Annotated in this window: 8 protein-coding genes; 3 read left to right on the top strand and 5 right to left on the bottom strand. The window is 65.4% G+C overall.

The features are described 5' to 3' along the window. Position 1: 1 nt before the first annotated feature. Positions 2–1,183, bottom strand: a complete 1,182-nt coding sequence (nhaA, locus tag GGQ98_RS05100; RefSeq protein WP_424141347.1) for a Na+/H+ antiporter NhaA — start codon at positions 1,181–1,183, stop codon at positions 2–4. Between the two features lie 176 nt (positions 1,184–1,359). On the opposite strand from nhaA, the gene GGQ98_RS05095 reads away from it, so the two are divergent. Genes GGQ98_RS05095 through GGQ98_RS05085 form a run of 3 tightly spaced genes read left to right on the top strand, consistent with a single transcriptional unit; the run spans position 1,360 to position 3,472 of the window. Continuing rightward, complete coding sequence (locus GGQ98_RS05095; protein WP_184066103.1) at positions 1,360–1,986, top strand: class I SAM-dependent methyltransferase; 627 nt, start codon at positions 1,360–1,362, stop codon at positions 1,984–1,986. Continuing rightward, a complete protein-coding gene (locus tag GGQ98_RS05090) occupies positions 1,983–2,597 on the top strand; it encodes a TetR/AcrR family transcriptional regulator (RefSeq protein WP_184066101.1) in 615 nt (204 codons plus the stop codon). The genes GGQ98_RS05095 and GGQ98_RS05090 overlap by 4 nt, the downstream gene beginning before the upstream one ends. Further along, complete coding sequence (locus GGQ98_RS05085; RefSeq protein ID WP_341534141.1) at positions 2,594–3,472, top strand: SUMF1/EgtB/PvdO family nonheme iron enzyme; 879 nt, start codon at positions 2,594–2,596, stop codon at positions 3,470–3,472. The genes GGQ98_RS05090 and GGQ98_RS05085 overlap by 4 nt, the downstream gene beginning before the upstream one ends. Here GGQ98_RS05085 and GGQ98_RS05080 read toward each other — a convergent pair. The 4 genes from GGQ98_RS05080 to GGQ98_RS05065 all read right to left on the bottom strand — a co-directional run bounded on the left by GGQ98_RS05080 (position 3,457) and on the right by GGQ98_RS05065 (position 13,011). Next, positions 3,457–5,100, bottom strand: coding sequence for a sulfatase-like hydrolase/transferase (locus GGQ98_RS05080; protein WP_341534140.1), 1,644 nt, complete (start codon positions 5,098–5,100; stop codon positions 3,457–3,459). The two genes, GGQ98_RS05085 and GGQ98_RS05080, sit on opposite strands and share 16 nt — an antisense overlap. Next, a complete protein-coding gene (locus GGQ98_RS05075) occupies positions 5,097–6,119 on the bottom strand; it encodes a glutathione S-transferase family protein (RefSeq protein ID WP_184066097.1) in 1,023 nt (340 codons plus the stop codon). Before GGQ98_RS05075 ends, GGQ98_RS05080 begins: the two co-directional genes overlap by 4 nt. After that, positions 6,116–7,888, bottom strand: coding sequence for an arylsulfatase (locus GGQ98_RS05070; protein WP_184066095.1), 1,773 nt, complete (start codon positions 7,886–7,888; stop codon positions 6,116–6,118). The genes GGQ98_RS05075 and GGQ98_RS05070 overlap by 4 nt, the downstream gene beginning before the upstream one ends. Before the next feature lie 92 nt (positions 7,889–7,980). Then, a complete protein-coding gene (locus tag GGQ98_RS05065) occupies positions 7,981–13,011 on the bottom strand; it encodes a beta strand repeat-containing protein (RefSeq protein WP_184066093.1) in 5,031 nt (1,676 codons plus the stop codon). Between the last annotated feature and the right edge of the window lie 20 nt (positions 13,012–13,031).

Below are 13,031 nucleotides of genomic sequence, written 5' to 3'. Positions count from 1 at the left end.
GCTATTCGGTTTTCGCGTCTTCAACCGGCTCGCGGCGCGCGAATGTCAGCACCAGCGCACCAAGAGCGCCGGACAGCAGCGATCCGCCGAGCACGCCGAGTTTCACCTCGTCGAGATAGATGTCGGAGACATATGAAAGGCCGCCGATGAACAGGCTCATCGTGAAGCCGATGCCGCAGAGCAGCGCAACGCCGTAGATCTGCGCGCCCGAGGCGTGAACCGGATAATCGGCGAGGCCGAGCTTTTTCAGCACCCAGATCACGCCGAAAACGCCGACCTGCTTGCCGACGAACAGGCCGAGCACGATGCCGAGAACGATCGGGCTCACGAGCATTTCGGCGGTGACGTTTTCAAACGACAGACCGGCGTTGGCGAAGCCGAAAATGGGCACGATCGCGAAGGCGACCCACCCCACGATGGCATGTTCGAGCCGGTGCAGCGGCGAATGTTCGTCGTCGATATGGGTGGCGGTCTGTGTCAGCGGGATGGTGAGCGCCACAGCGACACCCGCGAGCGTCGCATGAATGCCCGACAGCAGCATCGCCGTCCACACGCCCGCACCCACGATCATGTAGGGCCACAGCGACCGGATGCCGAAGCGGTTGAAGCCGTAAAGCACCGCGATCAGCGCTGCGGCTGCGGCAAGCGCGACCAGATTGAGCTGGGCGGTATAGAACAGCGCGATGATGATGATGGCGCCGAGGTCGTCGATGATGGCGACCGCGGTGAGGAACACCTTGAGCGAAACCGGCACGCGCGAACCCAGCAGCGTCAGCACGCCGAGCGCGAAGGCGATGTCGGTGGCCGAAGGGATCGCCCAGCCGCGCACCGTTTCGGCATCGCCGATATTGAAGGCGACGAAGATAAGCGCCGGCACGATCATGCCGCCCGCCGCCGCCGCGCCGGGAAGAATGCGCCGTTCCCACGTCGAAAGCTGGCCGTCGAGAAGCTCGCGCTTCACTTCCAGTCCCACGAGCAGGAAGAAGATCGCCATCAGCCCGTCGTTGATCCAGTGGCTGACCGACAGCGGCCCGATATAGGTTTTCAGTGCGCTGAAGTAGGCGTCGGACAGCGGCGAATTGGCGACGATGAGCGCGGCGACGGCTGCAATCATCAGCACGATGCCGCCTGCGGATTCGGCGCGCAGAAACGCGCGAAGCGCGGAACGCGGGCGTTCGATCATCATCCTCTGCAGGTCGTTTATCATTCCGCTTCGTCCGTTGTTTTTTTCTTCTGCGTCCGAACGGGTTACAGGAGCGGGCCGGGGGCGAAAACCCCAAACCGGACTGCGGACCTGCGGAAATATGCCACTTGCCCCCGCACGCGCAGTGTTCGAATATCGGACCGGGGAGGATCAGAATGGGGCTTTGGAACCGCTATGCCGTACCGGCGATCGTCTCGTGCGCCTGCGCGACGAAGCCTGCCATGCGGCAGCGCGCGAAAATCGTGCCCGCTGCGGCCGGAGAGGTGCTTGAACTCGGTTGCGGATCGGGAACGAACTTCGCTTTCTACGACCCTTCGCGCGTCACGCGGCTTCATGCCGTGGAGCCTGCGCCCGGCATGGTGACGCGCGCACGCGCGGCGGCGGCGCAGACCGCGGTTGCGGACCGCGTGCGGTTTCACCAGACGGGTGCGGAAAACCTGCCGATGGAAGACGCCAGCATCGATACTGCGGTCATCACCTTCGTGCTCTGCACGATTCCCGATTGGCGCGGTGCACTTCGCGAGGTGCGCCGCGTTCTGAAACCCGGTGGGCGCGTGCTCTTCTCGGAACACGGCCTCGCGCCCGATGCCGATGTCGCGCGCCGGCAGCATCGCTTCGAGCCGGTGTGGAAGCGCCTGCTGGGCGGCTGCCATCTCACACGGAGCCCTGCGGACATGCTGGCTGCGGGGGGATTTCGCGTGGAACGGATCGAAACCATGTATCTGCCCTCGACGCCGCGCATCGCGGGCTTCGCGAGCTGGGGCACGGCGGTGCCCGCATGACCGACGGCACGGCGAACGTCTCCCGGCTGGTGCCGCGCGGCGAGGAAACGGTCGATGGCCGACGGCTGCGCAGCGAACGCAGCCGCGCGCAGATCGTCGCCGCGATGCACGCCGTGATCGAGGGCGGCGACATGGATCCCAATGCACCCAGCGTGGCCGAAGCTGCGGGTGTATCGATCCGTACCGTGTTTCGGCATTTCGAGGAGATGGACAGCCTCTACCGCGAGCTGAACGCGACGCTCGAAGCGGAAATCCTGCCGATGGTGATGACGCCCTTCGAAGCACTGGACTGGCAGGGCCGGGCGCGCGAGGTCGTGGTACGCCGGGCGCGCATTTACGAGCGGTTGTTGCCGTTCAAGGTTGCCGCGTACGCGCGCCGGTTCCAGTCCGAATATCTGATGGATGCGCACCGGCGCTTTGTCACGATGGAACGTGCGGCCTTGCAGGCGATTCTGCCGCCGGAGGTCCAGTCGAACCCGGCGCTGTTTGCGGCGATCGAAATGGTCACGGGGTTCCAGTCCTGGCAACGTCTGCGGCACGATCAGAAGCTGCCGCCGGAGGAAGCGGAAGCGGCGATGCGCCTCGCCGTCGAACGGGTGCTCGGCCTGTGAAGCGCGCTGTTCTCGTGCTTGCTTTGCTCGGCGCGTGCGATGCGCGCAGCGACGAGACGGCGTGCGGGATCCCCGCAGGCGCGCTCGGCACGTTCGTGGAGGTGCCGGAGGGGCGTTTCATCAAGGGCGCGGCGCCGCGCTACCCCGAAGAGAGCCCCGAACTCTCGCTGCATGTCGGCGCGTTCCGCATTCAGGCGCACGAGGTGACAAACGATCAGTTCGCGGCGTTCGTGAAGGCGGCGGGTTACGTCACCGATGCGGAGCGCACGGCGGGCGATGCCGATGGCGGATCGGCTGTGTTCACGGCGCCGGAGGGCGGGGAGTCGCGTCCGTGGAAGCTGGTGCGCGGCGCGACATGGCGCGCGCCCGAAGGACCGGGTTCGGATATCGCCGGGCGGGGCCGCGATCCCGTGGTGCATGTCTCTCCCGCCGATGCGGCCGCCTATGCCGCGTGGGCGGGCGGTCGGCTGCCCACCGAGGTCGAATGGGAATATGCCGCCTCGCTCGGTCTGCCGAAGGGCGGCGATCAGGAAGCGGGCGCCTACGGGCCGGAAGCGCGGCCCGTCGCCAACACATGGCAGGGTCTGTTTCCCGAGGAGCAGAAAGCCGCAGACGGTTTCGCGGCGCGCGCGCCGGTCGGCTGCTTTCCGCCGAGCCGGATCGGCCTTTACGACATGATCGGCAATGTGTGGGAAATCACCGACACGCCCTACGGCGAGGGCGCGCGCACGATCAAGGGCGGCTCCTATCTCTGTTCGGAAAACTTCTGCCGCCGCTACCGCCCCGCCGCGCGACAGCCGCAGGAGGATCGCTTCTCGGCAAGCCACGTCGGCTTCCGCATCATCAAGGACGCACCGTATCAGTTGGACCAGTAGATAAATTCATCCCCCGGGCGAACCCGCTGCGCAAGTGTCCTGTCGATCGCCACCGGCGCCTCGATCGTATGCGGATAAAGCGGCCCCCGCCCGCCCTTGCGGTGCGCGTCGAGCAGCGCCGTCAGCGCCGCGACCTTCGCGGGCGCCTTGCCTGCAAGATTGGTCTTCTCGGTCGGGTCCAGCGCAAGGTTGAACAGCCACGTCTTCTTCGGCCGCTCCGTCACCTGCAGTTTCCAGTCGCCCTGCCGCACGACCCGGTAATGGTCGCTCTGCCAGAACAGCGCGTCGTGGGCGCGGGCCGGGGGTTCGGCCGCGAGCAGGTCGATGCCGTCGATCGCGACCCCGGCGGGAAGCGCCGCGCCCGCCGCCGCCGCGAATGTCGGCATCAGGTCGATATGCGCGGCCGGTCGCTCGATGCGCGTCCCCGCCGCGATCCCGGCAGGCCAGCGCATGAACAGCGGCACGCGCAGGCCGCCTTCGAACATGGTGAGTTTCCAGCCCCGGTAAGGCGCGTTGATGTCGGACAGGCCGACATAGCCGGCGCCGCCGTTGTCGCTTGAAAACACGACGATCGTGTTCTCGTCGAGGCCTTCGTCCTTCAGCGCGGCGAGCACGCGCCCGACGCTGCGATCGAGCGCGCGGACCATCGCGGCGTAAACGCGCAGCCGGTGCGGCCTGATGTCTCCCACCGCTTCATAATCCGCGCGCGTGGCCTGGAGCGGCGTGTGAACGCCCCAGTGCGCGAGATAAAGGAAGAAGGGCCGGTTGCGGTTGGCGCGGATCACCTTCACCGCTTCGTCGGTCCAGTAATCCGTGAGATAGCCGCCGGGCGCAAACTTCGGCCCTTCGTTGAAGGACGCCGCATACTGCATCCGCGCCCACAGGAAGCGGTCGATCGGATCGAAATCGAGCTTCGCATTGACGACGCCGGGGTCATCCTCCGGCAAATAGAGCGCGCTCGCCATCAGCAGGCTCTCGTCGAAGCCCTGTGCGTTCGCCCCGAATTCCGGCCCGCTGCCCAGATGCCATTTGCCGATATGGGCGGTGTGATAGCCTGCGGTCTTCAGGACTTCGGCAATGGTCACTTCCGAACCCGGCAGGCCCTGTTCATCGAAGCTCGGGACTTTGCCCGCCGCATCGCTGTTCCACTCGGTCGGCGGCAGGCCCGAGGCGCCTTCGGAAAACATCGACACCATCCGCCCCATACCGTCGGGCGTGGGCGTGAATTCAAAGCCGGTCCGTGTGGGATAACGGCCGGTGAGGATCATGGCGCGCGAGGGCGCGCAACTGGCCGTTCCGGCATAGGCCTGCGTGAACAGCGCGCCTTCGGCGGCGAGTCGATCGATACTGGGTGTCGGTACCCGCCCGCCCGCGACGCCGCCGCCGAACGCGGTGATGTCGTTGATGCCGAGGTCGTCCGCGAGGATGAAGATGATGTTGGGCGGCCGGTCTCCCTCCGGCGCGGTGGCCGGACCCTGTTGCCACGTGATCGGCGAGTACGCCGCGATGTCACGATCTTTCGCGAGCGTCGTGACGACCCAGAGGATCACGTCCTTGCGGTTCACCCAGCCGAGCGTGCCGAGCACGACCAGGGCTGCGACGCCGACGAGGATCGCGCCCCGTTTCACGGCAGCAGACGCTCGCATCCCGTGCCGTCGAGAAGGCTTCGCACGAAGGTCTGGTCATCCGGGACGAGCGCCGCGAAGGCCTCGCGAATCCATTGCAGGCACTTCGCCTGATACGGGAAAACCGGCTGCGCCCAGGGCCGCCCGTCGATTTCGGTCTGCACGGTCTCGGCGCCCGCCATCACGGCCTTTTCGTTGGCCATCAGAAACGGGGCATAGACGCGCCCGATCTCGCTGAGCAGGGGCCGCAGCGCGGACATTTCAGCGCGCGAAAACCAGTCCGACGGCCCCGGCTCGACGCCCGAAAGATCTTCGACGCGGTCGAGCCATGCGCGCACGCGCGGCGCTGTCTGCGCCGCGATCGCGGTGGAGGTCGGCTCGATCACGGCAAGCTGCGCGAGCTGGCCGTGGATGGCGAAATCGGCTGAAGACGGCCGCGCGCCGAGCACATAACCGCGCCCCGCAATCAGCGCATCCAGGATGCCAAGGAAACGGCGATAGCTGTGTTCGATCGTTTCCCCGGTCGCCTCGTTCGAGCCGACGACGTAGAGGCGTCTGATCTGGCGGTCGGCGAACATGTCCGCCGCCTGCGCCGCAGCCTCCGTCGGCATCGTGGGCGCCATCCAGAAGACGAGCAGCGGGGCGGCATTTGCAGCATCCTCCGCGAAGGCCCAGCGATAGTGGAACATGGCCTTGGTCAGCCACTCGTCCGCATAATCCTCGATCAGATGATTGAGGAACGCCAACACGGCATTTGCGGGAACAGCCTCCCGTCCGCTGTGCTCCGCTTCGAGCCGCCGGATGATCGGTGAGGAATCCACGACAGGATCGAGCGTGCCGTCGGGCAGGGGGAAATACGCCGTCGGCAGCAATTTCACCTTCGGCGCGGGAAGGTCTGCGGGCGGCTGCACGTGGCTGCCCCAGAGGATCGCGTAGGGAATGCGCCTGTAGCGGAGCAGCGCGATCAGTTTGCGCGTGTAGGGCGAGCCCGGCGCCCCCAGCAGTCTGAGTGGTTCGGTCAAGCGGGTCTCCGTTTACGTTTGATGTAAAGCCGCCCGGCAACGGCGAGGATAGCCACGAGCGAAAGCAGGGCGCCGCCGAGTGCCCAGCCATGATGCTTCAGGATCTTGATGCGGGTGTTGAGCGTGATCTGCCGGAACGGATCGTAGCCTTCGGGACTATCGAGCACGCCCATGGTCTTCGCGTACGCGCGGTAATCCGCGAGCATCGACCGGACCCGTGCCGGATCGGCGGCGCTGAGATCGCGCGTCTCGCCGGGGTCGCGGCTGAGGTCGTACAGCTTCCATGTGCCGTCGCCGTGGGGAGGCAGATTGCGCAGGAGCTTGTAATCGCCGCGATAGAGCGCGGCATTTCCCGCAACCTCCATCCCGATCGGGGTATCGGGCGGATAGATAGCATCGGCAGCCCCGCTGAGGACGGGGCGCAGGCTGCGGCCGGTCATCGCCATGCCGCCGCCGCCGCCGACACCGGCGATGTCGAGCAGCGTCGGCGCGACATCGGTGACGAACGCGGCTGCGGACACACGCGGCTGCACGGCAATGCCGGGGCCCGACATGATGAACGGCACGCGCAATCCGCCTTCGGAGGCGTAGAACTTGAACAGGCTGTGCGGCGCTGCCGCAGCCACCGCCCATTCCGGGCCGATCGAGACGAAGGAACCTTTCTCGCCGAGCCGGTCCAGATCCTGATCGTAGCCGTTCAGCCGCATCCATAGCGGAAAGCCGCGCTGACTGACGGGCTCGTTGGGCTCCGGCCCATTGTCGGAGGTGACGACGAAGACGGTGTTCGCGAGGCGGCCGCTCTTTTCGAGATAGGCGATGAGGCGGCCGACATGGTGATCCATCGCTTCGATCATGCCCGCGCTCACGGCCATGCTCTTCGCGAGCAGGCGCCGCTCGGGCTCGGCGAGTGTTTCCCATTGCCGCAGGCCGGGGGGCCTGGCCGCGAGCGGTGCGCCGCGCGGGATCAGGCCCATCGCCTGCGCGCGCTTCCACCGGGTTTCGCGCACGCTGTCCCAGCCGCGATCGTACACCTTTTCGTAGTGCGCCGTGTAGGCGCGCGGGGCCTGAACAGGAATATGGATCGCCTGAAACGCAACATAGGCGAAGAACGGATCGCCCTCTCGGTCGGCGTCCAGATAAGCGATCATGCGATCGACGATGAACTCGGACGAGTAGAAATCGGCGGGAAGCGTGGCCGGTTTGCCGTCCTCGAACCAGGGCGCCGTGTCGTAATACGGGATATAGGGCTTCTGTTCCCAGTTGTCGGCGCCCGAGGCGTCGAGCGCGAAGGATCTTTCGAAACCATGCGAGGGCGGCAGATCGCCCTTGCCGCTGCCCAGATGCCACTTGCCTGTCATGTAGGTGCGGTAACCCGCGCGCCGCAGCTGCTCGGCGACCGTGATCGCATCGGGTGCAAGCCGCAGCGCGTAGCCGGGCTTGCCCGCGTGCTGCGGCGGCAGCACCTCCGGGATGGTGGCGACGCCGTTTCTGTGATTGTCGATCCCCGTCAGCAGCATGGCGCGGGAGGGCGCGCAGAGCGGCGAGGTGCGATAATGCGTAAAAAGCGTCCCGGCCCCGGCAAGACGATCGATATTGGGCGTGCGCGCTTCGCCCCCATACGCGCCGAAATCCATCAGCGCCGCGTCGTCGACGAGAATGAGCACGAAATTGGGGCGAACGGCTTCGGATTGGGCGCGAGCAGGTGCGCAGGTCGCTGCGATTGCAGCAAGGCCCGCCCAAAGCCAACGCCGCAGCCTGCTCAGCCGCATCAACCCCCTCCTGTTTCGATAACCCCTGGTTCCGAAGCACCCTTTCGCCCGGCCGTCAACAATATGACACTAAGACTGTCAATTTACGACAGCTATTGCGCAAACTTTGAGGGGCTGCCGAGGCAATAGAGCGATCCGCCGCTCATATTGAGCTGCAGATGCGGGAGCAGGCGCGCGCCGCGCCTGCGGCTTCCGGGATCGGAACAGAAGGGGCCTCGGTCATCGGATGCCCCGCTTTCTGCGTAGCCGCTGAGTGTGTGCAGCGTTGCCGGAGGCGCGATAGACACCAGCCCGCCGAAGCCGTCGCTGCCGCTGAGGCTGCCGGGCACATGCTGGATCCGATCCAGATCGTACGGCGGGATCAGATGACCGGTGATGGTCAGCGTGCCCGGCGTGTAGGAGAGGCTGTAATTTGCCGCCGATCCCCCGGTCGCTTCGATCGTATAATGTCCGGCGAGCGAGCTTTCCGTCGCATCCGTAAGGAATGTCACACCGCTTACCACCGAAGCGTCGTCGCCCTCGGCGAGACCGACGAGGTGATAGGTGAATGCCGCGCCGGGCTGGAAACGCGCGCGAGACTGATCATCGACCGCAACGGTCAGCTGCTTTGCGGCGACATCGACGGTCAGGTCGCCAAGCAGGCCGTCGTCCAGCACGAGGTCGTAGTTGTCCGCGTCCGCGCCGGACAGGGACACGGCACCGACCGTAACGGCCTTGCCTGTTCCGGCGTTGCGATCGGCCGCCAGCGCCGCGTAGTCGAAGCCGATGCGATCGCCCGCGATGATATCGTCCGTACCGAAATCGAGTTCGGCGTTGCGGCTGCCATCGTAGGTTTTCGCGATGGTGGACACGTCGGTGACGACGAGGCCCTTCTTTGAAATGTTGCCGCTGAGTCCGCTGAGCAGTGCCGGATCGACGACAAGAACGTAATTTCCTCCGTCCATACCGGAAAGCGAGATGTCGGATGCAGACACCGCCTTGCCCGTTCCGGCATTCTTGTCGTCGAAGTCTGCCGCGTAGGAGAATGTGACGACGTCGCCGGTCAAGATGTCTGCAGTCGCGAACGAAAGGTCCGCAGACGTGCTGCCGTCATATGTCTTGTCGCGCGTTTCAACCGCGTCCACCGTCAGCGTTCGCGCGAAAATGTCCGCCGCGAGGCCGGACAGGACGTCCGGTTCGATCGCAAGCGTATAGTTTTCCGCCTCGGCTCCGGTCAGCGTTATGCCTCCGATGAGGCTGACGGCCTTGTTCGTTCCGGCATTCCTGTTCTCGAACTTCGCCTCGTAGTTGAACGCCACGACATCGCCGGTCACGACGTCATCGGCCGAGAAGGAGAGGGTGGCATCGCGCGTGGCGTCGTAGATCTTGTCCAGCGCGGTGACGCCCACATTCAGGACGCGCGGCGCGATCGTTGCATTTGCCACCGTCGGCTGCGTAATCACATAGTTTCCGGCATCGCCGCCCGTCAGCCCGTAGCCTGAGGCGCTGACGGCCCATGTCCCGGCATTCCTGCTAGAAAAGCTGCCCGTGCCGACCGTGAACTCTACATGATCGCTGCCGACGACACCGACCAGGGCGCCGCCGTGCAATACCGCGCTGGTGTTGCCGTCATAGTCCTTCCCGGAGGCCAGGACACCGCTGAGTGTGAGTGTTTTCGCCGTGATCGCGGCATCCGTCACAATCGGTTGGGTCAGCGTGTAGTTTCCGATGTCGTCACCGCTGAGCGTGTAGCCGCTGGCGGTGATCGTCCACGTTCCGACATTCTTGCTGCCGAAGCTGCCGGCGCCTGCGCTGAATGAAACATCCTCGCTGCCGACGATGCCGACGAGGCTGCCGCCGGAGAGATCGGCATCGGTGCTGCCGTCATAGGCGCGGCCCGCCGCGCTGACGCCGGTGAGGGTGAGCGCCTTGGCGGAGATCGTCGCGTCGGCGACGGTCGGCTGGACGAGCGTGTAGTTTCCGATGCCGTTACCGCTGAGCGTGTAGCCGCTGGCGGTGATCGTCCATGTTCCGACGTTCTTGCTGCCGAAGCTGCCGGTGCCCGCCGAGAATTCGACGTCGTCGCTACCGACGATGCCGACAAGTGTGCCGCCGGAGAGGGCGGCATTCGTGCTGCCGTCATAGGCGCGGCCCGCTGCGCTGATGCCTGAGAGCGTAAGGGCCTTGGCGTCGACGGTCAGTGTGCCCGTCGATGTCGGTGCTGTGAACTGATAGCCTGCCGTGTTGCTGAGCGTGCCGATGGCGGCGTCGATATCATAGGGCGACCCGGCGACGTTCGCGCCCGCTGCCGTGCCTGCGGATGTGAGCGTGAGCGCACCGGCGAGGCCGATGTTCGCGTCGGTTTCCTGCGTCCAGACGCTGCCGTAGGTGAGCGCAGTGACGAAGCCTGAAACCGTGTAGTCGGTGCCGAGGGTGAGCGCGCCGAACGTGTAGGCGCTGCCATAGGTCTTGCTGTCGCTGAATGTGGACGCAACCGAAAGCGTCGGTTGGTTGGCGAAGATATACCGGTTTCCGGCGGGCACCGACGCGGGCGCAAGGGTCGACAGAGTCTCTCCCCACGTCGGCAGGCTCTCGCTGTCGAGTTCGCCGAAAACACTGTTGGTGTGCGTGGGCAGATAGATCAGCCAGCGCCCGCCTGTGCTGATCGCCGCGTCGCCGCCCTGATTGAAGAAATCCCGGTTGGTGGACCCCACCATCCCGGTTCCGCTCCTGGCGTCAACGACCACATCACCGCTGTCGCTTGCCATCTCCGTGCCTGCGGTCAGCAGAATAAAGCCATGATTGGCGGTGCCGGCGGTTGCGCCGCCTTCCCCGGTGATGAAGATATCACCCGCGACGGTTTCCAGAACCGGGATGCCGCCCGCGAAATAGATCCCGTAATTGCTGTCGGATGCCGCGTCGGACTTTCCGCCGCCCAGCCCCCAAAGCGAGATGTTGCCGGTGTCTGCGCCGGCGCCGCTCGATTCGATGATTGCCGACCCGGTGAGCGTGATGCCGTGGTTATTGATGCCTTCCGCGTCGGTTCCGCCCGATCCGGTGATGGCGATGTCGCCAGCGTTGCTGAGAACCTGCGTGCCTGCACCTGTGATGAAGACGCCGTAGTTGGTGGCGGAGGCCCCCGTCCCGCCGCCGGTGCCTTCGAGCCCGATGCTCGCGGCATGCTCGCCGGTGCCGGTGGATTCGATCCGTGCGCCGCCGCCGATCTGTATTCCCGGGTTGGTGTGGCCCTCGGCATGCTGGCCGCCGTTGCCCTCGATAAGAATATCGCCATCGATGCTTTCGATGGCGGTTCCTGTATTGGCCAGAAAGACGCCGTTGTTGCCGAGCGATGCGCCGGTGCCGCCGCCGGTGCCGGTGATCGTGATTTTCGCGGCGTTGGCGCCGGTGCCGACCGATTCAACGACCGAGCCCTGGATGAGCGCAACACCGCTGTTGCTGCCTGCTTCCGTGAAGCCGCCGCCGGTGCCGGTGATGCTGATGTCGCCGAGGTTGCCGGTGATGCGTGATCCGGTGGATGTCGCGGCATCCTGGATGAGCACGCCGTACTTGATCCCGCCTTCGGTGCCGTCCCCGCCGAAGCCGGTCAGCGTGACCGTTCCTGCGCCAAGGGATTCAATGACGGCCTTGGTGATCTGGATGCCGATGCCGTTCAGTGCACCGTCTCCGCCGCGGCCCCACAGCGAGATGTCGCCGTGCCCGCCGAGCGCGGTTCGAATGACCGCATTGTTCTCCAGATAAAGGGCCGAGTTGCTGGTTGACGGGTTCAGCTGCGCAAAGGGCGTATCGTCCCTGTTCGCGTCGAGGATGATGGCGTCGAACGCCTCGTCGTCGCCGGAATAGGTGTTCTCCAGAATGCCGTTGAGGATGCTGATCTGCTCCCCGGCCTTTAGGTGCATCGTCGCCTTTCCGGTAACGGTGAGGTGGCCGGGCGCAGCGACCTCGATCTTTCGCAGCGCTTCATAGGATTGCGCGCCGGTGGTGGTGATCGCGCCGAAGAGCCTGAGATCTCCGCCGCCCCCGGCATGGCTGACCTCCACGGATCCGGCGGTGATGTCCCGAAGCGTGATGTGACCGATGCCGTTGTTGGTCTTGCCCGGATCGTCGCGCAGATGGACGGTGACCTTGCCCTCGCCCGCATCGATGGCTGCCCCCGTCATCGTAACGACGGCGCTGCCCGCATCGCGGTAGGCATCGACGACGCCGTTCGCGAGCGTGTCGTTGGCGATGATCGTGAGGTCGCCGTTGTCGGTGGTGATGTCCGCGTTCACGAGCACGCTGCGCCCGGCCTGCAGCGTCAGGTCGCCGCCGTCGCCCGATGCATTGTCGACCGTGATCGCGGCGGCAACGGTGATGTCGTTGGAGGCCTGGAGCGTCAGGTTCGTCCCCGCCGCGAGCAGTGCCGCAAGCGAGGTCGCCGACACGTTGATGGTTGCGCCCGGATGGTCGGCATAGGCCAGTCCGCCGGCGGCGGTGAGGTCGGTCGCGAACAGATAGACGGCGCCGGCGTTTCTGATGCCGTCGCCTGCACTATCGTCGCCGATTGTCCCCGCCGCGAGGCGGTAGCCGTTTGCGCTGAGCGCAGCTGAAAAGCCGAACTGATCACTCGCGCCCAGTGCAAGAGCAGTGTCGAATGTTCCTGTGTATCCGCTGCCGATCGTCCCCTTGTGCTCGCCTCCCGTGAAACTGGTGTCGGCGAAGGTGAAGAGATAAAGTGCGCCTGCGCCGACAAGAGCGTTTCCCGCGCCATCGTCGCCCGGTGCGCCCGCAACGAGATATTTGCCGTCGTTTGTAAGGGCCAGCGAGCGGCCGAACAGGTCGGCTGCCTCCAGCCCCGTGATGTCGCGGCTGTTGCCGCCGCTGTAACCCTTGCCGATGATGCCTGCGAGCGTACCGCCTTCGAAATCTTCGCTATCGAACGTAAACAGATAGACCGCGCCGACGGTCGAAGTGCTGTTGTCCGCACCATCGTCGCTGAGCGCACCTACGGCCATTCTGTCGCCTATGCCGCTCAGCGCAACGGTCGAGCCAAAATAGTCGCCGGTCTCTAGTTGTTTGATCCCAGGCTTTGATGGTGCATTATTCAGCCAGCAATGGAAGGATGCGCTATGGGACAGATACTCCATGGGAGCGCCACAACGACTGA

Origin of the sequence: Sphingosinicella soli (genome assembly GCF_014199685.1) — a bacterium.
Classification (GTDB): Bacteria; Pseudomonadota; Alphaproteobacteria; order Sphingomonadales; family Sphingomonadaceae; genus Sphingosinicella; species Sphingosinicella soli.
The sequence above is the reverse complement of the archived record's forward strand: the minus strand, read 5'-3'. Positions and strand labels throughout refer to the sequence as shown.

What these genes read in the sequence shown, in the direction of transcription:
- GGQ98_RS05070 (WP_184066095.1), bottom strand. Translation starts at nt 7,888, where the DNA reads ATGCGGCTGAGCAGGCTGCGGCGTTGGCTTTGGGCGGGCCTTGCTGCA.
- GGQ98_RS05095 (WP_184066103.1), top strand. Translation starts at nt 1,360, where the DNA reads ATGGGGCTTTGGAACCGCTATGCCGTACCGGCGATCGTCTCGTGCGCC.
- GGQ98_RS05065 (WP_184066093.1), bottom strand. Translation starts at nt 13,011, where the DNA reads ATGGAGTATCTGTCCCATAGCGCATCCTTCCATTGCTGGCTGAATAAT.
- GGQ98_RS05090 (WP_184066101.1), top strand. Translation starts at nt 1,983, where the DNA reads ATGACCGACGGCACGGCGAACGTCTCCCGGCTGGTGCCGCGCGGCGAG.
- nhaA (WP_424141347.1), bottom strand. Translation starts at nt 1,183, where the DNA reads ATGATCGAACGCCCGCGTTCCGCGCTTCGCGCGTTTCTGCGCGCCGAA.